Below are 20130 nucleotides of genomic sequence, written 5' to 3'. Positions count from 1 at the left end.
ATGGGTAGAGGAGTCGCGTGTGAGCGAATCAAGTGCAAAAATCCCCCTCCCGACCGTGGCTGGGCGAGCTGATCGGCGCCATAACGCCGCGCTGAAACGAACCGCCCTGGCGCTATTGGTACCCGTACTCGTCTTGATTGGTTGGCAGTTGATTGGCCAGTCTGACCAGTTCGCCGGTGCGGTCCCCACACCAGGCCGTGTAGCCTCGGCCTGGTGTGACTGGATCTTCGCCGAGCCGGGAATGGGACTCAACCCTTATCTGGGAACCTGGTTAAGCAATGTTCAATACTCCACCATGCGTGTGATCCAGGGCTTTGCGCTGGCGATGCTGCTGGGTATCCCGCTAGGGCTGGCGATCGGCTGGAGCCGTATCGCATCCCTGACACTGGACCCGATGGTACAAGGCCTGCGGCCCATACCGATCACAGCATGGCTGCCCTTTTCGATTGCCGTATTCGGTATTCGCGATATGGGCTCAATCTTTCTCATTTTCCTGGGAGGTTTCTACGCCATCGTCGTAAACACCACGCAAGGCGCGCGCGACATTGATCGAAATCTGGTGCGTGCAGCGTCGATGATGGGCGCCTCGTCGAGTCAGTTGCTGCGCCGAGTCGTGCTGCCTGCGGCCATGCCCTCGATCTTCACAGGTCTGCGCATCGGGCTGGGCATTTCCTGGACCGCGGTCATCGTCTCGGAGATGGTGGCCGTGAAATCGGGGCTGGGCTACGTATTGTGGGACGCGTATTACGTCGGCCGCATGGACATCGTGCTGGCGGATATGGCTTCCATAGGATTGATGGGCTTCATCAGCGATCGCCTGATCGTCGCGGTGGAACGCAAGGTCCTGGTATGGCGCATGCTGCAAAATCATTGAGAAACCCATGTCTGATATTTTTGTAAGTGACCTCAGCAAGACCTACGGCGGGGTGTCCCCAGTCCAGGCGCTCGACAACATCGATTTGACGGTCGAGGCGGGTGAGTTTGTGGCGCTACTAGGCCCATCCGGCTGTGGAAAATCCACGCTGTTGAACCTCATCGCCGGTTTCGAGACACCGTCGTCCGGCACCTTGAAAGTCGGCGGCGAACCCGTCACATCCCCAGGCCCTGCCCGCGGCGTTGTCTTTCAGGAAGCGGCGCTATTCCCTTGGTTGAATGTATGGGAAAACGTCGTATTCGGCCCAAAGATTGCAGGAAAGCCCAAGAAGGAATATGTCGAACGGGCCGAAGACATGCTGGACATCACGGGGTTGTCCGCATTTAAAAAACACCTGCCAGTGCAATTGTCCGGAGGCATGCGCCAACGCGTAGGCATCGCCCGTGTCCTGACACTGGGATCGAAGGTGCTGCTGATGGACGAACCGTTCGGCGCACTCGACGCACAGACCCGCCTGACGATGCAGGAACTGCTGCTGTCGGTTTGGCAAAAGCTGCGAACAACCGTGGTCTTTGTGACCCACGACATCGATGAAGCCATCCTGCTGGCCGATACGATTTATGTCATGTCCGCACGTCCGGGGCGCATCGCCACTCGAATCACCGTTCCCATCGAACGTCCGCGCAGCCTGGATCTGATCACCAGCGAGGTTTTCAACGGCCTCAAGCGCGACATCATGCAACAGATGCGTCACTGAACTGGACCACCATCATGGCAAACCCTAGAGTTCCCTATGCGTTTTCAAATGACCGCCCTCCATTGACACCTCCGGCGGCAGGCAAGATTCTCGTGCACCTGGTGGTCAATGTCGAGAACTGGAGCCTCGACCAACCCATGCCGCGAACCATCATCACGCCGCCGCACGGCAAGGAAACGGTACCGGACGTGCCGAACTTCAGTTGGGCAGACTATGGCATGCGCGCCGGCTTGCCGCGGATGCTGGAGGCCATCACGTCTCGCGGTCTGCCTGCATCAACGAGCTGCAATGCCAGTGTGATCGACGCCTATCCCCGCGCGGCACAAGCCATGCTGCAAGCCGGCTGGGAATTCATCGGTCACGGCATGCACCAGAAATCCATCAATCACGGCGGCTCCGAACTCGAGACTATCCAGGCATGTCTGGAGAAAATCAAATCGTTCACCGGCCAACGCACGCGCGGTTGGCTCAGCCCCGGGTTGCGCGAAACATACGATACGGCCGATATTCTGGCTGCCAATGGGGTTGATTATGTTTGTGACTGGGTCATCGATGACCTGCCCCATTGGATGAAGGTCAAAGAAGGCCGCCTCATTCAGATGCCCTACAACCTGGAGCTGAACGACTCGGTCATTTACGCGGTTGAAAAACATTCATCGCCAGAATTCCTGCTGCGCTTGCAACGCACGCTCGCGTTGTTCGAACGCGAAATCGAAAGACAACCCAGAGTGCTGGCGCTCGGCCTTCATCCCCATTTGATGGGAGTACCGCATCGCTTCGGTTATCTCGAAGAAATGCTGGATCTATTGGTGCAGCATCCGCAGGTGGTCTTCATGAATGGCAGCGCAATAGCCGATTGGTTCATGGGTCAAGAGAGATAACCCATGCCTGTTCCCCATCGCCGCAATACGTCTCTCGCGATCCACGCCCATGCAGGCGCAGCGCGGCAAACAACATGACGCTCGCCGACCAGTTGGCCCAACACTGCGCTCGCCCGACCTGCGCAATCGATCGCAAACGTGCCAGTTTGCACCTGATGGCGTGGACCGGCGCAGCGGCATTGGCGGCGTCAGCACCATCTGCCCAGTCATTCTGGCAGGGCCTGAAGGCCTTATCACTGTCTGACGATCCGTGGCATACGCTACTGTTCGAGGCCAGCCTGGGCAGTCTTTTCGAAATGGATGACACGCATCGTCAGGCGCTGGTGCATCCAGCCCCTGTCATCGTCCCTGCCGCGTTCGCCGTTGCCCGCCAGAGCGGCGCCAGTGGACAGGAGACTCTCGATGCAATGGTGCGCGGTTACGAAGCGATGATTCGTTTGGGTATGAGTGTCGGACCCGCACATTACCGTTACTGGCACAACACCTCCACCTGCGGCGCGGTGGGCGCCGCTGTTACCGCGGCGCATCTGCTATGCCTGAGCGCCGGGCAAACGGCACACGCTATCCGTCTTGCGCTGGTGCAGACATCCGGACTATGGCAAACGCGGCTCGATCCCTGCGACGCGAAACCATGGCACCTGTCACGCACTGCACAAACGGGGGTACAAGCCGCCTATTTGGCTCAGGCTGGCCTTCGCGGTCCCGACTTTGCCTTTGAGGGAAAAAAGGGATTCTTTGCCGCGACCTGCCCCGACGCCCGGCCAGAGATGTTGACCGCAGTGCTGGATGCCAATTGGCAGATCCATGCGACCAGCTTCAAACCCTGGGCAGCCTGCCGCCATGCCCATCCGACCATCCATGCTGCCGTCGGCCTGCGTGATGTATGGTCGTCCCAGGTCGACGCACCGTCTTTGACGCAAGTGCAGCACATAGAGATCCGAACTTATGACGATGCCATTGCGTTTTGCGATCGCCCCGATCCATTCGATACCGCCCAGGCGCGGTTCAGTTTGCAGCACAGCGCAGCCGTCGCGCTCTGCCAAGAAGCCCTCTCACCGGCATCATTCGACGCACCTGCCATCGCAGACCCTCAAATCTCCACGTTGCGCAAGTCAGTCCGCTTAGTTGCCGACGCAGAATTCTGTCACCGCTACCCACTTCATTTCGGTGCCAGGGTGACGGTGTACTGGAACAATGGAATATGCCTGAGTCATGCTGTACACGACACATTAGGCGATCCAGAATGCCCTTTAAATGAGACTGAGTTATGGGCCATTGCGGAAGACGCGTTGGCGAGCGCGGGGTGGCGGGAATCCGACCGCCATGCCCGGCTCGCACAGATCCGCGCGCTGACAGAAGACACTACAGGAGCAGGAATGGCCGCCCTGGCCCCCTTACGGCCCAGGGGTACATCGCCGAGCGCATAATCGGTCCTATATCCCCTACACCGACGAAGTATGACTGCGATGTCGCGCTATGAGCGGGGGATCGCATGGACCTGAATAAAATACCGCCTCAGGCGGAATAAACTCCAGGTCATGCATCAGAGCGCCTCGTCGCAGCGCTGCGGCATGGTTCTTGCTGCGGAGCCGAGCTACTCACGGTGGGGGCAAAATGGATTCTTCGGCAAAACTTCCGACAGATGACCTATATCGACTATTAGTCGACGCGGTCATGGACTACGCTATCTATCTCCTGGACCTAAACGGGCGGATAATCAGCTGGAATACAGGCGCCGAGCGTTTTAAAGGTTACACAGCCGACGAAATCATCGGCCAGCATTTTTCGGTTTTTTATACCGAAGAGGATCGAGCCGCCGGTATCCCGCAATTAGCCCTGGCCACCGCGAAAAAAGACGGCCGATTCGAAGCCGAGGGATGGCGAGTTCGCAAGAGCGGAACCCGCTTTTGGTGCAGCGTCGTGATTGACCCCGTCTATGACGACAAAAAGGCGCTGATCGGATTTGCCAAAATTACTCGGGATATTACAGAGCAAAAATTGCATCGGGAGCAACTGCAGGCGGCCCGCGACTCCATGCACCATGCGCAAAGAATGGAAGCCATAGGCCGTTTGACCGGCGGTGTAGCGCATGATTTCAACAACTTCCTGACTGCAATCGGATTCTCGGCCGAATTCCTGAAAAGATCGAAGGAGATTCCGGAATCGATGGCTCACTATGTCGATATCATTTCGGATACCACTGAGCGCGCCGCGCGACTGACTAGACAATTGCTTGCCTATGCAAAGAAACAACCGCTTCAGCCGCATGTATTCGATGTACGAGAGAATTTATCCGCGTTGAGGCAACTCTTTGAGGCATCGGTCGGATCTTCAATCGCGGTAACCTATGAACTGGGCCCGGGGAATTGCACGATATTCGCCGATCCCGGTCAACTAGAATCGACGTTGCTCAATCTTGTGATCAACGCACGAGATGCCATGCCGGCAGGAGGCACACTGACCATAGCTGTCCGACATATTGAGAGCATTCCTTCCTCTACTGCCGATTCCAATAAGCCAGAAGGTCATGTTGCTCTGTCAGTGCGCGATACGGGCACAGGCATTGAGGCGGACATTCTGACACACGTCTTTGAGCCGTTTTTCTCGACAAAGGGTGCTCACGAAAACTCCGGGCTCGGGCTTAGCCAAGTACAAGGATTTGTGCGGCAATCCGGCGGCGACGTGCGAGTACAGAGTGTGCCCGGACAAGGAACGGAATTCACGTTATATCTACCCGCCGCGGAGCCTCTGCTGCGTATCGCCGGCACATCTGTCGATTCAGACCCGAACCGTGACATCGGCGCTGGATATGACATCCTGCTGGTTGAGGACAATGTCATGGTCGGCGAAGTCGTTTTTGCCATGCTAAAGGACCTCGGCCAGCGTCCGGTTTGGCTGAAAGACGCTCCGTCTGCGTTAAGTGCTCTAGAAAAAAATGCTGGGCGGTTCGACATCGCCATCTTGGACGTCGTATTACCGGGAATGAACGGCGTCGACCTGGCCAGACAAATTCGCACGCAGTGGCCCAGCATATACATCTCACTAGCGAGCGGATACAGCGACGTCATAACGGGACCAGAAGCCGTTGAGTTTCCCTTGATGCAGAAACCCTATTCCTTGGACATGCTCAGGGAGGTATTGCGCAAAGGCGCCGCAAGACCCACTGCGGCCCCCTAAGAGGCGGCCGCCCTTTCCTTTCCCCGGGCCCTTGCGCAGCTTGGCAACGGTTGTGTGCTTCGTCAGGTTTTGTCTCGCAATTCATCAGGGCTGCCGCCAAGCTCGGTCCCCGTGGTAGGGTTCGAGTTTGGGTCTGATGCGGTCCTGGAAACCAGGGCCTGCATGGCCGTGAGCTCGTCTTCCTTCAAATTGACGGATGCCTGCCCATCACCGTCTATCGCGCACTGTTTTTCGCGATCGGATTCGTAGACAAAGTTCTCGTCGCTATTCCAGGGGCCTCGCGTGTCCCCATCGCCCTGGGACATATTGAAATAGACACTGGTAAACCGCGGATCGCCAGGCAATTTTCCTGGAGGGAAATTGGGTTCCATCGAGTAAAGCGCCTTCTCGAATGAGCGTTGATGAGAGATCTCACGCGTCATGAGAAACCCCAGAGCTTCCTGTACGCCCGGATCCTGGGTAGCGTTGATCAGCCGCTCATAAATAATCTTTGCTCGCGCCTCTGCAGCGATATTGGAACGCAAATCCGCGGCAGGGTCGCCGATAGTATCTATATAACCGGCGTTCCACAGTTGGCCGCCAGAGTTGACCAACGCGGGACCGCCGCCATAGAGTACCTGTGTGACATGCGAGTCGTTGCCGGGCCCGTTCAGGCGCCGATACATATCGGCTTCAGCTTCAGTAGCTTCCGCCAGGACACCCTTGGCTCCTTTGTTCAGCATCGCCACCATGGTCCCGATGATTTCGAGATGGCTGAGTTCTTCGGTGGCGATGTCGTACAGCATGTCTTTACGGCCCGGATCGTCTTCCGCGAGCGCCTGTGTAAAGTAGCGACAGGCAGCCGCCAGCTCGCCCTGCGGGCCACCGAACTGTTCCAATAGCAGATTCGCCAGGCCCGGATTCGTCTCGGCGACTCGGACGGTGTATTGCAAGCGTTTGTTGTGAGCGAACATAAGGATCTCCGTGACGCTGGACGCGTGGCCCGGCGCAATACCGTAGCCATGAGCCCTGCGGTGTGAATGTGGGACTAGGGGTTTGTTGAGCGGTGCGACTCATCGAGGTCTGCTTTGTGCCGTGTCCCTCGGACGGCGGCGACCCACCAACACCTAGCATCCCGCATTCCTGAGCCCTATGCGAGGCTGGCCGCCTGGCGCATCAGCAAAAATTTCCGATGCGTTCGGAAATTCCGGCTTGAGCAAACTCGGTTGAATCCCTGGCCGTATCACCTACGAAAAACGGATTCCCCCTCACGCCACGATCTTTGCGAACCATGTGATCGTCAGCCCACTACTGCCGCCAAGCCTGCCATCACTTTATCCAGCGTAACCGGGAATTCACGCACGCGAACGCCAGTCGCGTTGTAGACAGCATTGGCCACCGCCGCGCCCGCACCGCACACGCCCAATTCGCCCAGCCCCTTGACGCCCAGCGCATTGGCGTGTTCGTCGGGCTCCTCGAGAAACACGACATCCATCTGCGCGATGTCGCCATTGACCGGCACCAAGTATTCGGCCAAATCGTGATTGACGAAATGTCCATGGCGCGCATCCAACAGCGTCTGTTCCATCAATGCTGCCCCGATGCCCCACGTCATTCCTCCCAGGATCTGCGAGCGCGCCGTCTTGGCATTGAGAATACGTCCGGCACTGATGACCGACAGCATGCGGCGCATGCGGATTTCGCCGGTATCCATATCGACTTCGACTTCCACAAAATGCGCACCGTACGAATGCTGCGAGTACGCTTTGTACGACTCACCCATAGGTCCTACGCTGCCGTCGGCTTGCAAGCCACGGGGCGCTACGCGCGCCATCAACGTAGCGAGGGATTCTGAATGGGAACCTGCGATGACCCTCCCGCCAGCAAAACGCAGCGTGGCCCCATCGGCCTCGCGGTATGGCGATCCGGCAGCGTCGGCAATCTGCCGCTTGATGGCTTGGCAGGCTGCAACCACAGCATTGGTGGTGCTGGCAGCTCCCCACGAACCACCCGAACCGGCAGTGCGGGGATGGCGACTGTCACCCAGCTGTACTCGCACCGCCGACATGGGTACCCCGAGGTTCTCAGCGGCGACCTGTGAGACGATCGTGTAGGTACCAGTACCAATATCGGTCATGTCCATACTGACAGTAACCCGGCCCATCGCATCGATAGCCACGCGGGCGGTGGATGCGCCGATGTAATTAGGGCGGATGGCAGCCGCCATGCCCATGCCGATCAGCTTGCGTCCCTCGCGCACACTGGCAGGCTTGGGATTACGCTGTTTCCAGCCGAAACGCTCGGCGCCGGTATGCATACATTCCACCAGATTGCGGGTAGAAAACGGCACGCCACGCTCGGGGTCTTCAGCGGGTTCGTTACGCACACGCAGCTCGATCGGGTCCAACGCCAAGCGCTCGGCCAGCTCGTCCATGCCGCATTCATAGGCCAGCATGCCAGGCGCCTCCCCCGGCGAACGCATCCATTCGCCGCGATTCAGATCCACCGGCACCAGACGATGACGGGTCAGACGATTGGGGGCAGCATACAAATGACGGGCAAAAACCGCGGTCTGTTCGCAAAACTCCTCAAAGCGGGAGGTAGCGGAATAAACGTCGTAGCCCATCGCTGTCAACCTGCCGTCCGGCTGCGCGCACAGGCGCAACTGATGCACCATGGCCGCACGATAGCCCGCGTTGGCATACATCTGTTGGCGCGTCAGGGCGATCTTGACGGGACGCTGCAATACTCTCGCGGCCAGCGCCGCCAGAATGGCGTCGGCATGAGGAATCAGCTTGGCGCCAAAGCCTCCACCTACGTAGGGGCTGATGATGCGGATACGCTCAGGGGCAACGCGCAGCGTGTTGGCCAGCGTCGCGCGAAAATTATTCAAGGTCTGCGCTGACGCATATACCGTAAGATCATCGCCCCGCCATACCGCAATGGTAGCCTGCGGCTCCATGGGATTATGGCTTTGATACGGTGTCGCGTAGGTCAGATCCAAGGCGATCGCTGCCTGCTTGAACGCGCCCTCGAAGTCTCCCACCGCGCTGTCGGGGGCCATACCCGCATTGACACGTGGCGGCGTATAGGCCTGCCCCAAGCGTGACGTCAGTTCGAAATCGGCCTTTTCCTCGTCGTAGCGCACACGTATCAGACGCGCGGCCGCCCGAGCGGCCTCAAAGGTCTCAGCCACGACGAGCGCAACTGGCTCGTCGTAATAGCGTACGCGGTCGTTGGCCAGAACGGGCCGGGCACGCGTGAAGACGTCCCGCACATTGGGAGGCACGGCGGGGCCAAATTCCGGCTGCGCGGGCGCGTTGCGATGGGTCATGACGTACAAGACACCCGGCGCACGGCGCGCGGCGCTGTCATCGATGTCCGTGACGCGCCCCTTGGCGACGGACGCCCCCAGGATGTAGCCATGCGCGGCCTGCCCGGCTTCGGTGTGTTCGTATGCATAGGTAGCCCGGCCAGTGACTTTCAATCGACCATCAATGCGGTCGATGGGCTGGCCGATCAGGCTCTGATCTTGCATGGATGTGGTCATGGTCAGGCTCGCGAGATTTGGGCGGCTGTCGCCAGCGCCTGTTGCAGGGTCCGTTTGGCCAGCGGAATCTTGAAATCGTTACCGCCGTGTCCTTGTGCCGTTGCCAGGGCAGCCTCGGCGGCCGCCGCATAGGTTCTCTCGGCGGCCTGCTGTCCTGTCAGGCTCTGCTCAGCAGCCACGGCACGCCATGGTTTGGGCGCAATGCCTCCTAATGCAATGTGGGCAGTACGCACTCGGCCCCCTGATGCGTCGAGCACCACAGCGACAGAGACCAAGGCGAACGCATACGACGCACGGTCGCGCACCTTGCGATAGAGCTGATGGCCGCGCGGCGCAGGCGGCAAAGTGACGGCCGCAATCATCTCGCCGTGCGCCAGCTGGGTTTCAATATGCGGCGTCGTACCGGGCAAGCGGTATAGCTCGGTGATGGGCAGACTGCGCGTTTTCCCGTCCGGCATGATGGTCTGCACTGTGGCATCCAATGCCGTCAGGGCCACAGCCATATCCGACGGATGCACCGAGATGCATTCAGCACTGGCGCCTATCACCGCATTCATGCGGTTATGACCTTGCATGGCGGAACATCCCGTGCCCGGTTCACGCTTGTTGCACGGCGTATTGGGATCATAGAAATAGGGACAGCGCGTGCGCTGCAGCAGATTGCCGCCAGTCGTGGCCTTGTTGCGAATCTGGCCCGACGCTCCCGCCAGCAGCGCCTGTGACAGCATGGGATACCGGCTGCGCACGCGGCCGTCAGCGGCCAAATCGCTATTGAGTACCTGGGCGCCAATACGCAGGCCTCCCTCGGGAGTGTCTTCTATGATGGCCATAGGCAGCCGGCTGATATCGACGAGGTGATCGGGCTTTTCGATTTCCAACTTCATCAGGTCCAGCAGGTTCGTGCCGCCGCCGATGAAACGCGCCCGTGGATTTGTCGCGACCGCTTCCGAGGCCTGAACGGCGCTGGCAGCTCGCTCATAAGTAAAGGGCATCATGGGATCAGGCCTCCTTGGCCGCGTCATGGATGGCGGCAACGATGTTGGGATACGCGGCGCAGCGGCAAATATTGCCGCTCATGCGCTCGCGGATCTCGGCATCGGTCAGGGGCGTCATGGGCGCAGCCACATCCTGGCTGACATGACTGGGCCAACCGGCGCGCACCTCTTGCAGCATGCCCACTGCCGAACAGATCTGGCCGGGCGTGCAATAGCCGCATTGGAAGCCGTCACGCGCGATAAAAGCAGCCTGCATGGGGTGGAGTTTTTCATCGTTGGCAAGACCCTCGATGGTGGTGATGTCATCGTCCTCATGCATGACCGCCAATGTCAGGCACGAATTAATGCGACGGCCATTGATCAATACGGTGCATGCGCCGCACTGGCCGTGATCACACCCTTTCTTGGAGCCCGTCAGGCCTATCTCGTGGCGCAAGGCATCCAGCACCGTGGTGCGCGGGTCCAGCGACAGCGCGTAGACCTCAGCATTAACGCGCAAGGTAACGGGACGAGTCGGCAGTGGCGTGGCAGCGCGCGGCACAGCCTGGGCTGCGCGTGCTTCGCGCGCTACGGTCGGCGCCGCGCTTGCGAACAACAGGCCAGTAGCGGCGCCAGCCTGCAGAATTGCGCGTCGAGAGGGACGCGTCGGCGCATTGTTATCCATGAGTCTCTCCTGAAAGTAGGGGCAGGCACTCAGTATGGATAAGATCGCCGAGCCGCTCTTTCAGGAATCAGGATGCGATATCAGAATCCTGGAAACCCGCGCGTTGCCGGTAAGCATAGGGCGTGATGCCGATCACGCGCCGGAACGTCGACGTGAAATGGCTTTGACTGGAAAAACCCAGTCCGAAAGCAATCTCGCTGATCGGAATATTGACGGTGCGCAGCAGCGTTTCGGCCCGCCTCACTCTGCGCTCGATCACATACGCATAAGGCGCCATACCAGTCTCGGCCTTGAAGCGCCGCGCAAAAGTATCGACGGGCATGCCAGCTAAGCGGGCCAGTTCGCTTAGCGAGATCCCGGCTTCGATGTGCGACTCGATGTAGTCGTCCAGACGCTTGAGCACGCCACGGCCCAGGCGAGGCATTTTGGTTGCAGCACCGTTAGATCGCCTTCCAATGTTGCCACCTAGCCGCAGCGATATCAAGGCCAGCACATGTTCCAGGTACACCGCCTCTGGCAGTTGGCCTGCTGCCAGTTCGGCACCGAGCGACGCCATCAGCGCCCGAATGACCGAGTCGCTAGTATTGACGCGCAGCGGCGCGGCGGACAATTGTGAACAGCCCTGCAGATCCAGATTCGGATCGACCCACAACGCGGTGTAGACCAGATCGGCATCGCGGAAATATCCATTCCGCTCCACCCCCGCAGGCACGAAACTGACAACCCCTGAACGGTCGCGGCCATCGTAGATGGGCTTGGCGCCGTCACGCATATGGGTGCGCGCCGTGCCACCGCGCTCGGTCAAGATGATGACGTGCTGTGGCGCCGTCCAGCGAAACTCCGCCTCGCGGCAAGTCCAGCGGCGGCGGTCGATGGTGATCTGTCCGCCGTGCAACGAATGCTTCTGCAACGCCTGTCCGTCAGGCTGGCGCGCGAGAATCTGCCCATTGCCCACCAACGGTTGCAGTAATCGTGCCGTTGCTCGATGTGTCGTATCCATTCGATCATCCTCCCCGCCGATGCGGGCTATGGGTCGCTGAATCGCCTTACCCGCTCAAAGTACACAAAAAAGACGGTCAATTTGCAGTCGTTCAGCTGACAGTTAGGACAGCTTCATGAAGGTGTCACCCCGATTCCCTAGCATGCCCCTCTCACGCGAGCGCCAGGGACGACGGATGTAACGACGGCTATGTCACCGAGCTCTGCGCCCCCAATGCCCGCATATCCCACATCGGAATCAACGAACATGTCTGACTCACTGAAAAATATCCACCGCCGTCAATTACTGAAGTTCATTGCTGGCACTCCGGCATTCCTCCCCCTGGGCGCAGCCGCCACCGCGATGCTCGCGGCCTGCGGCAGCGGCAGTGACGATGATGACGACGATGAGTCAACCCCTACCCCCGCCCCCCAGATCAAATCCGCCACGTTCGTCGGCATGCCGGCTCCCGCCGCGAGCAGCCCGGCCGAACTGGCCTCTACTTCCGTGAAATCGGAACTGGTACTGGAGTTGACCGACGGCAGCACCGTCAATTACAAGCTGGCCTACCAGCCGTTCTTCATGACCGGCGACATGGTGCCGGACGGCAAGGGTGGCGAGATTCTCGCTGGCGGCTACTATGACATCAACAACCAGCCATTGATGGACACCTCCGTGCCTGGAGATGTGAGCCAGTTCTACTCGGACTGTCCGGACGGCACCTCGTTCTTGACAGTCGAGGGAGCACAAGTCGACGGCGTCAAGGGCAATACCGTATTTGCGGTAGTGCAGTTCGAATACAAGAGCAAAGCCAAAGACGGCTCCAGCACCTACGGTGCGCTACCGTCGCCGATTGCGGTGCTGACGCTGGATCAGGACCCTGAAACCGGCAAGCTCACACTGGTCAAGTATCACAACGTCGACACGTCGAAAGTCCATGGGCTGTGGATCACATGCGGCGCGAGCCTGTCGCCCTGGGGCACGCACCTGTCCAGCGAGGAATATGAACCAGACGCTTTCGATATGAATCAGGGCGGCCAGTCGCTGTCCACACTCAAGGCCTACAGCAAATTCACCTACGGTGACGAGACCAGCGCCAACCCCTACAACTATTGCCATTTGCCCGAGATCGTCGTGAACCCCGACGGCACCGGTACGGCCAAGAAACATTATTGCCTCGGCCGCATCTCGCACGAGCTGGTCCAGGTCATGCCCGACCAGCGCACCGTGCTGATGGGTGACGACTACACCAACGGCGGCCTGTTCATGTTTGTGGCCGACAAGGAAGCTGACCTGTCCGCCGGCACGCTGTACGTAGCTAAATACACCTCGGCCCTGAGCGCCCAGTCGATCGACCAGGCAACCGCCGGCAGAATCCAATGGATCAAGCTCGGCCATGCCACAAGCGACGAAATCTCGGCACTGGTGAATACCGACAATATCCAACCCACCGACATCATGGACGTGGTGAACGCAACCACCGCACCAGACAACACCTACACGTCGGTAACGCTCAACAAAACGCAGCGTTGGGTCAAGTTGGCCGACGAGAGCGACAGGACGCACAAAGCCGCTGCGTTCCTCGAAACCCACCGTTATGCCGCACTCAGAGGCGGCAGCATGGCCTTCACCAAAATGGAAGGCACAACGGTGAACGCGAAGGACAAGATCGCTTATTCCGCCATCGCCAACATCACCGATTCAATGGTCGTGGGGCTGTCCGGCTACGTGCCCGAGCACAACGTGCATTTTCCCAAGAAAGTCAATGCCGGTTGCGTGCTCCAGCATTTCCTGGGCGGCGGCATGGTGGACTCGGATGGCAATGCAATCAACAGCGAATGGGCGCCGCAAAGCACTGCCGTGCTCATCGCCGGTGAAGACCTGCCATCTGGCACGGCCGATGGCCTGGGCAACACCAGCAATCCTGATCTGATCGCCAGCCCCGACAACCTCAAGTTCTCGGAACAACTGCGTACTTTGTTCATTGGCGAAGACAGCGGCAACCACTTGAACAACTTCCTGTGGGCATACAACGTCGATACCAAGTCGCTCGAACGTCTATTATCATGTCCAGCCGGCGCCGAATCCACCGGCCTGCACGCCGTGGATGAGATCAACGGTTGGACCTACATCGCCAGCAACTTCCAGCACGCGGGCGACGAGTGGGCGCGTTATATGAACAAGGCCGACGAGGCTGGATCTTCGATCACCACCGGTGGCTTGCCGGCCGCGCTCATGGCCCAGATCGATGAAGCCATCGACAAGAACTTCAAGGACAAGAACGGCGCCTACGTGGGATATCTGACTGGTGATGTAAGTGCGATCAAGCTGAAATAAAGCGTAGAAGTGAGCTCGAACGAATCGGCCAATCCGTGGTGATTGGCCGATTTTTTTTCAACCGCTGGCGGCATTCCTCATGCTGCGGTGCAACAGCGGTCGAGGGGGCTTGAGGATCTTCATCCATAGCGATAAATTAGGTGTAACGACGTCATGGACACAGCCTCCGCAAGAGGACTGCAAAATCGTTGGAGCACGCGAATGGATATCATCGAAGCAATCACTTCGCACACAGATGCGCTGCAATTGCCGCTTTACGCCGTGACGGCGAGCGCTATACAAAAAGCGGATACTCCGATCATCCTTACCTTGCATTGGCACGGGTTCCACCGTGACCGTGAGTCAATTGGCACGCTGCAGTCTGTTGCGGGTTCCGCAATCCAAGTCAACCAGCGTTGGCACGACTATGCCGTGATTGATCGCGCCATGTTGGACGCAGGCTGGAAATTCGGAGCCTGGGATGTCGAACGTGTGGCAGAACCCGCGTGGTATCGCCTTAACGCGCCAGTATCCGAAGCGCTGGCATGCCGCAGGGCCTTCGCTGATTATTCGGATCTGCCGCGCTCGGACGATGCAGTGATTGTCGAGGCACCTGACCAGCAAGCGCTGCTCGAACTCGCCTCTCGCCGAGGCTACGTTCGTTGGCTATTCCGGCCACGCAAAGGAGGCGTATGGAGCCAACTCGATGAGGACGACTGTACCTTGGACGCCGATGGCGGCCGCTCGGCTCCATGTCCCGTCGCATTACAACGAGAAGGACGCGAGCTACGCCGGAAGGTGCTTTACCGTTTGGGAAAAGGCAGAGATTTTCTGATTCATTAAGTTTCATTTAGAATCAAAATTCCCTCTTGAAGCGCCTTTCCGGCGCCCATAAATTTCTTGCGCATCCGCCTGGATGTACGGCGCACGCGGGGCCATTCGCAGCGCCGGCTTTCACTTTTTGATGATCAAGACTTCAGGAGATAGAGTCATGAAGATCCGTCCCCTTTACGACCGGATTATCGTTAAGCGAATCGAACAGGAACGCAAAACGGCTTCCGGCATTTTCATCCCAGACTCGGCAGCTGAGAAGCCAGAGCAAGGCGAAGTCGTCGCCGTCGGGCAAGGCAAGCGTACCGCCGATGGCTCGATACGGGCACTCGAACTCAAAGCTGGCGACCACGTGCTTTTTGGTAAGTATTCCGGCCAAACCGTGAAAGTCGATGGCGAAGAGCTGCTCGTCATGCGCGAAGAAGATGTCTTCGCTGTGCTCACGCCCCAGGATACTCAATTGAAAAAAGCGGCCTGACGCCACGACCGTAAAAATTGAGGAGCAAAAAATGAGTGCGAAAGACGTTAAATTCCACGATAGCGCCCGCAGCCGTGTCGTCAAGGGCGTCAACATCCTGGCCGATGCCGTAAAAGTCACGCTCGGACCCAAGGGCCGTAATGTTCTGCTTGAACGCAGCTTCGGCGCCCCGGTCATTACCAAGGACGGTGTCTCAGTGGCCAAGGAAATCGAACTTAAAGACAAGTTCGAAAATATGGGCGCCCAGATCGTGAAGCAGGTCGCATCAAAAACAGCCGACGTGGCTGGTGACGGTACGACCACAGCCACGGTGCTGGCGCAATCCATTGTCCAGGAAGGCATGAAGTACGTCGCCTCCGGCATGAATCCAATGGATCTCAAACGCGGCATCGACCTAGCCGTATCCGGCGTCGTAGATGCCCTGCGCAACATGTCGAAACCGATCTCTACCAGCAAGGAAACGGCACAAGTCGCCGCGCTTTCGGCAAATGCCGACGAAGCCATCGGCAAGATCATTGCCGACGCCATGGACAAGGTCGGACGCGAGGGCGTGATTACTGTAGAGGACGGCAAGTCGCTGGACAATGAACTGGATATCGTAGAGGGTATGCAGTTCGATCGCGGCTACCTCAGCCCCTACTTCATCACTGACCCGGAGAAACAAGTCGCTCAGCTCGACGATCCGCTGATTCTGCTGTACGACAAGAAAATCTCCAACGTGCGCGAGCTATTGCCCGTATTGGAAAGCGCCGCTAAGGCAAGCAAGCCACTGCTTATCGTCGCCGAAGACGTAGACGGAGAAGCATTGGCCACCTTGGTCGTCAATTCCATGCGTGGCGTACTCAAAGTCACTGCGGTGAAAGCGCCCGGCTTCGGCGATCATCGCAAGGCCATGCTGGAAGACATCGCCATCCTGACCGGTGCCACGGTGATTTCCGAAGAAACAGGCAAGCAGCTCGATAAAGCCACGCTGTCAGATCTCGGAAGCGCCAAGCGGGTCGAAGTACGCAAGGAAGACACCATCATCATCGACGGTGCAGGCAAACAGGATGCGATCGACGCTCGCGTCAAATCGATTCGCAAACAGATCGAGGATGCGACCAGCGACTATGATCGCGAAAAACTGCAGGAACGCGTCGCCAAACTGGCTGGCGGCGTAGCAGTCATCAAGGTAGGCGCCGCAACCGAAGTCGAGATGAAGGAGAAGAAGGACCGCGTCGACGACGCGCTGCACGCCACGCGTGCGGCCGTCGAAGAAGGCATCGTACCCGGAGGCGGTGTCGCATTGCTGCGTGCTCGAGCGGCGATTCAGGATCTGAAAGGCAGCAATACCGATCAGGATGCCGGCATCCGCATCGTCCTGCGGGCTCTGGAAGCGCCTCTGCGCGCCATTGTTGCCAATGCTGGTGAAGAGCCTTCGGTAGTCGTCGCGAAGGTAATGGACGGCAAAGGCAACTATGGCTACAACGCAGCCACCGGCGAGTACGGAGACTTGGTCGAGATCGGCGTCGTCGATCCGACGAAGGTGACGCGGACCGCCTTGCAAAATGCGGCGTCAATAGCAGGACTCATCCTGACCACCGACGCTACCGTCGCGCAGGCGCCTGAAGACACCAAACCGCAAGCAGCCCCTGCCGAAGCCATGGACTTCTAAGCCCGCCTTCGGCTTCTTGAAGCAGCAGTCAGGCATCGCGCTACGGCGCGATGCCTTTTTATTGTCGGCATGGGACTGGGAGTCAGAATACGCCTTCTACCCGGGGACAAGAGAAAATGGCTGCTCGAACCAAGCCCCTGTGCACGATTGACCGAGACTTGGGCAGCGAAGCAGATTTGCCGAGAATGATGGTAAAAACACGCCACAATCGCGTAGTCCAGAAACAAGGAAACACAGGTGATAAGTCTGAAAGGGTGTCGCACGACCATGGCGAGGGCTTTGCTCAGTGCATGCATGCTGCTGTGTTTCCAACTGGCGTGGATCTCGCCCACGCAAGCAGAAACCGACAATCCGCTTTCCCCCGTCAACCGATCCAGCCCGAGCGAAACCTATCAGTCGTTGCTCTCCGGCGCGAAACGCCTCGAGGATCTGTACAGGGTCTATTCCGCCGACAAGAGCTTCGCCAATCTTCACGAGATCCGTTATCAATTCAATCGCTTGCGTACGCTTTTAGATTTGAATGCCGTTCCGTCGGCCAACCGGGTCAAGGTCGGTAATGCAGCCTTGACTTATCTTTCCGATATTTTGGTTCGGCTGCCGGCCATCGACCCGAAGTCCATTCCCGGTGCAACCGGCAGCGAGAGTCCCCTGCCCGCCCGCTGGACGATTCCAGGTACCGATATCCAGATCGCCCGCGTCGACAGCGGCCCACATGCAGGCGAGTATCTTTTTACCGCGGAAAGCATCGCGAATCTCGCCGAGTATTACCGGCGAGTGCGAGACCTGCCGGTACTGCAGCCCCGCTACTATCCCTGGTTTCACAAAGAGCACATCAATGCGACGGGGCCGCTCATTCCTGACTGGCTCACACGAGACATTCCGGAATCGTGGAAGGTCATATACCTAAACACCCCCGTCTGGAAGATCGTCTCCATCGCGTTCGTGTTGCTCGTCGTGCTGACACTGGCCTATGTCTGGGCTCGCGTCGTCCGAACGCAAAGCCGCCATGGCAGCGAAGTACGGAAACTGTGGTGGCGCTTTACCCTGCCTGCAGTGCTCCTGACGATCTACTATGTCAGCGAGTGGTTCGTCATCGCACACATCAATCCCGCGGGTCTTTTCGCGACAGGAGAAAGTCTTCTGTCAACCGCATTACTTTACGGTGTGGGAGCATGGGCGACATGGATCGGCTGTTTCCTGGTGGCCGAAGCGATCATTAACACGCCTCGGATTGCAGGAAACAGCCTTGATACACACCTGCTTCGGCTCGCCGCGCGTGTCACCGCCATTGGCGCGACGGGAGGCATCCTCATTTACGGCGCCAACGAGATCGGCATACCGGCCTTCGGGCTCATCGCGGGTATCGGTATCGGTGGCTTTGCGTTGGCATTGGCCGCGCAATCGACCATCGAAAACCTGTTCGGGGGTGTAGCTCTTTTTGCCGATCGCCCTTTCCGTATCGGTGACATCATCAGTTTTGGAAGCGAGCGCGGATCGGTCGAGATGGTCGGCACACGGTCCAGCCGCATCCGCGCTCTCGACGGCACGCTTGTTACGGTGCCGAACAGCGATCTCGCAAAGATGAAGATCGTGAACTTCACGAAACGCAATAAATGTCTGTTTCACCACACGCTGGCCCTGCACGTGGATACTCCCGCCAATCAGCTTCGCTTGTTGCTTCATCGCATACGTAGCTTGATGACAGAGGAGGACATGGTCGAGAAAACGGACAGCTCGCCCCGAGTGCGTTGTGTAGGCGTCGCGATCGGGCGTATCGAAGTGGAGTTACGGGCCAGTGTACTGACCACGGACTATACGAAGTTTCTCGCAGTACAAGAGACGTTGCTGTTGCGGATCTTCGAACTCATCGAAGAGATGGACATCGAGCTCGCGCCGCCCGCTCTCGCTTCGATACCTAATGTGAAATAGCCGTCAGGCTCACACGACCGCAACAGCAACAAGTCAGTTTCGCTGCGATCAGTCACGCAAGAAGTTGAGCAAATCCTGGTTCAAACGATCCTTGTGCGTATCTGTCAGGCCGTGAGGAGCACCGTGATAAACGATCAATTTGGCACCCTTGATCTGCGCAGCGGACGCCTTGCCGGCCGCGTCGATCGGGACGATCTGGTCGTCGTCGCCATGGATCACCAGGGTGGGAACGTCAAACTTCTGCAGATCTGCCCGGAAGTCAGTCGCCGAGAATGCAGCGATAGAGTCATACGTGTTCTTGTGGCCGGCCTGCATGCCCTGTACCCAGAAGGCTTGGATCAACCCTTGGCTGGGCTTGGCACCAGGACGATTGAAACCAAAGAACGGACCCGAGGCGATGTCCAGATATAACTGCGAGCGATTCTCCAGCGATGCCTTGCGCAGGCCGTCGAAAACCTCGATGGGCAGGCCGCCGGGATTGTCGGCGGTCTTGAGCATCAGGGGCGGCACCGAGCTGACGAGCACGGCCTTCTTGACGCGGCTGGTTCCGTGGCGGCCGATATAGCGGGCCACTTCACCGCCGCCTGTGGAAAAGCCCACTAACGTGACGTCTTTCAGATCCAGGGCTTGAATCACAGCAGCCAGGTCGTCGGCATAGTGGTCCATATCGTTGCCCTCCCAGGGTTGACTGGAGCGACCATGCCCCCGGCGATCATGCGCCACCACGCGATAACCTTGAGACGCCAGGAAAATCATCTGCGATTCCCAACTGTCCGAACTCAGTGGCCAACCGTGGCTGAAGGCCACTACGGGGCCGTCTTTGGGACCCCAATCCTTGAAGTAAATCTGTACGCCATCGCGCGTCGTGATGTAGTTGCCGTTCTTGGTGGCATTGGTCACGCGGACCGCTTCTTCTGTCGGAGCAGCTTGAACCGGCGCACCGGCCTGCACAGCAGCAGCCAGCAATGTCGTCGCAACAGTTTTGGATAGGGTGTTCATGATCAAACCTCGTCGTAGTCATTCGTTTAGGGGGCCGGAGTGGCTTAACGACATTCTGCGCGACCCA

Annotated in this window: 16 protein-coding genes; 10 read left to right on the top strand and 6 right to left on the bottom strand. The window is 58.6% G+C overall.

Translation table 11 applies throughout. From position 1 onward, the window contains the following. Positions 1-19: 19 nt before the first annotated feature. The 5 genes from ACYVIT_RS03450 (at position 20) to ACYVIT_RS03430 (ending at position 5689) form a co-directional block, all read left to right on the top strand. On the top strand, positions 20-874 hold the full coding sequence (locus ACYVIT_RS03450; protein WP_415805378.1) for an ABC transporter permease: 855 nt from the start codon (positions 20-22) through the stop codon (positions 872-874). A gap of 7 nt (positions 875-881) precedes the next feature. Beyond that, on the top strand, positions 882-1631 hold the full coding sequence (locus tag ACYVIT_RS03445; protein WP_415805379.1) for an ABC transporter ATP-binding protein: 750 nt from the start codon (positions 882-884) through the stop codon (positions 1629-1631). A 14-nt stretch (positions 1632-1645) separates the two neighbouring features. Beyond that, complete coding sequence (locus ACYVIT_RS03440) at positions 1646-2512, top strand: polysaccharide deacetylase family protein (RefSeq protein ID WP_415805380.1); 867 nt, start codon at positions 1646-1648, stop codon at positions 2510-2512. A 74-nt stretch (positions 2513-2586) separates the two neighbouring features. Beyond that, a complete protein-coding gene (locus ACYVIT_RS03435) occupies positions 2587-3939 on the top strand; it encodes an MmgE/PrpD family protein (protein ID WP_415805381.1) in 1353 nt (450 codons plus the stop codon). Between the two features lie 187 nt (positions 3940-4126). After that, entirely contained in the window at positions 4127-5689 is a 1563-nt protein-coding gene (locus ACYVIT_RS03430; protein WP_415805382.1) for an ATP-binding protein, read from the top strand. A 62-nt stretch (positions 5690-5751) separates the two neighbouring features. Here the strand turns inward: ACYVIT_RS03430 and ACYVIT_RS03425 are convergent, their stop codons facing one another. The 5 genes from ACYVIT_RS03425 to ACYVIT_RS03405 form a co-directional block, all read right to left on the bottom strand. Next, entirely contained in the window at positions 5752-6642 is an 891-nt protein-coding gene (locus ACYVIT_RS03425) for a manganese catalase family protein (protein WP_415805383.1), read from the bottom strand. 326 nt (positions 6643-6968) lie between these two features. Continuing rightward, positions 6969-9218: a molybdopterin cofactor-binding domain-containing protein gene (locus ACYVIT_RS03420; RefSeq protein ID WP_415805384.1), complete on the bottom strand. Its 2250-nt coding sequence runs from the start codon at positions 9216-9218 to the stop codon at positions 6969-6971. A gap of 2 nt (positions 9219-9220) precedes the next feature. After that, on the bottom strand, positions 9221-10213 hold the full coding sequence (locus ACYVIT_RS03415; protein WP_415805385.1) for an FAD binding domain-containing protein: 993 nt from the start codon (positions 10211-10213) through the stop codon (positions 9221-9223). A gap of 4 nt (positions 10214-10217) precedes the next feature. After that, entirely contained in the window at positions 10218-10877 is a 660-nt protein-coding gene (locus ACYVIT_RS03410) for a 2Fe-2S iron-sulfur cluster-binding protein (RefSeq protein ID WP_415805386.1), read from the bottom strand. A gap of 67 nt (positions 10878-10944) precedes the next feature. Then, complete coding sequence (locus ACYVIT_RS03405) at positions 10945-11877, bottom strand: helix-turn-helix domain-containing protein (protein WP_415805387.1); 933 nt, start codon at positions 11875-11877, stop codon at positions 10945-10947. A 246-nt stretch (positions 11878-12123) separates the two neighbouring features. Between ACYVIT_RS03405 and ACYVIT_RS03400 the strand changes: the two genes are divergently transcribed. From ACYVIT_RS03400 to ACYVIT_RS03380, 5 genes are all read left to right on the top strand, one after another. Next, complete coding sequence (locus ACYVIT_RS03400) at positions 12124-14193, top strand: PhoX family protein (RefSeq protein ID WP_460478151.1); 2070 nt, start codon at positions 12124-12126, stop codon at positions 14191-14193. 201 nt (positions 14194-14394) lie between these two features. Continuing rightward, entirely contained in the window at positions 14395-15015 is a 621-nt protein-coding gene (locus ACYVIT_RS03395) for a diguanylate cyclase (protein ID WP_415805388.1), read from the top strand. 148 nt (positions 15016-15163) lie between these two features. Further along, positions 15164-15481, top strand: a complete 318-nt coding sequence (locus ACYVIT_RS03390) for a co-chaperone GroES (protein ID WP_415805389.1) — start codon at positions 15164-15166, stop codon at positions 15479-15481. A gap of 31 nt (positions 15482-15512) precedes the next feature. After that, positions 15513-17135 (top strand): chaperonin GroEL, encoded by a 1623-nt coding sequence (groL, locus tag ACYVIT_RS03385; protein WP_415805390.1) that lies wholly within the window; start codon positions 15513-15515, stop codon positions 17133-17135. Positions 17136-17429: 294 nt separating this feature from the next. After that, positions 17430-19064 (top strand): mechanosensitive ion channel family protein, encoded by a 1635-nt coding sequence (locus ACYVIT_RS03380; protein ID WP_415805391.1) that lies wholly within the window; start codon positions 17430-17432, stop codon positions 19062-19064. A gap of 48 nt (positions 19065-19112) precedes the next feature. Here ACYVIT_RS03380 and ACYVIT_RS03375 read toward each other — a convergent pair whose 3' ends face one another. Continuing rightward, positions 19113-20063 (bottom strand): alpha/beta fold hydrolase, encoded by a 951-nt coding sequence (locus tag ACYVIT_RS03375; RefSeq protein ID WP_415805392.1) that lies wholly within the window; start codon positions 20061-20063, stop codon positions 19113-19115. Between the last annotated feature and the right edge of the window lie 67 nt (positions 20064-20130).

This window comes from Bordetella muralis (genome assembly GCF_054781015.1).
This window is presented reverse-complemented; position numbering and strand designations above follow the sequence as displayed.

Bases quoted from the DNA above. Each gene is read 5' to 3' on its own strand.
- ACYVIT_RS03400 (WP_460478151.1), top strand. From the start codon at position 12,124: ATGTCTGACTCACTGAAAAATATCCACCGCCGTCAATTACTGAAGTTC.
- ACYVIT_RS03410 (WP_415805386.1), bottom strand. From the start codon at position 10,877: ATGGATAACAATGCGCCGACGCGTCCCTCTCGACGCGCAATTCTGCAG.
- ACYVIT_RS03405 (WP_415805387.1), bottom strand. From the start codon at position 11,877: ATGGATACGACACATCGAGCAACGGCACGATTACTGCAACCGTTGGTG.
- groL (WP_415805390.1), top strand. From the start codon at position 15,513: ATGAGTGCGAAAGACGTTAAATTCCACGATAGCGCCCGCAGCCGTGTC.
- ACYVIT_RS03390 (WP_415805389.1), top strand. From the start codon at position 15,164: ATGAAGATCCGTCCCCTTTACGACCGGATTATCGTTAAGCGAATCGAA.
- ACYVIT_RS03375 (WP_415805392.1), bottom strand. From the start codon at position 20,063: ATGAACACCCTATCCAAAACTGTTGCGACGACATTGCTGGCTGCTGCT.
- ACYVIT_RS03425 (WP_415805383.1), bottom strand. From the start codon at position 6,642: ATGTTCGCTCACAACAAACGCTTGCAATACACCGTCCGAGTCGCCGAG.
- ACYVIT_RS03440 (WP_415805380.1), top strand. From the start codon at position 1,646: ATGGCAAACCCTAGAGTTCCCTATGCGTTTTCAAATGACCGCCCTCCA.
- ACYVIT_RS03430 (WP_415805382.1), top strand. From the start codon at position 4,127: ATGGATTCTTCGGCAAAACTTCCGACAGATGACCTATATCGACTATTA.
- ACYVIT_RS03435 (WP_415805381.1), top strand. From the start codon at position 2,587: ATGACGCTCGCCGACCAGTTGGCCCAACACTGCGCTCGCCCGACCTGC.
- ACYVIT_RS03380 (WP_415805391.1), top strand. From the start codon at position 17,430: ATGCTGCTGTGTTTCCAACTGGCGTGGATCTCGCCCACGCAAGCAGAA.
- ACYVIT_RS03420 (WP_415805384.1), bottom strand. From the start codon at position 9,218: ATGACCACATCCATGCAAGATCAGAGCCTGATCGGCCAGCCCATCGAC.
- ACYVIT_RS03445 (WP_415805379.1), top strand. From the start codon at position 882: ATGTCTGATATTTTTGTAAGTGACCTCAGCAAGACCTACGGCGGGGTG.
- ACYVIT_RS03415 (WP_415805385.1), bottom strand. From the start codon at position 10,213: ATGATGCCCTTTACTTATGAGCGAGCTGCCAGCGCCGTTCAGGCCTCG.
- ACYVIT_RS03395 (WP_415805388.1), top strand. From the start codon at position 14,395: ATGGATATCATCGAAGCAATCACTTCGCACACAGATGCGCTGCAATTG.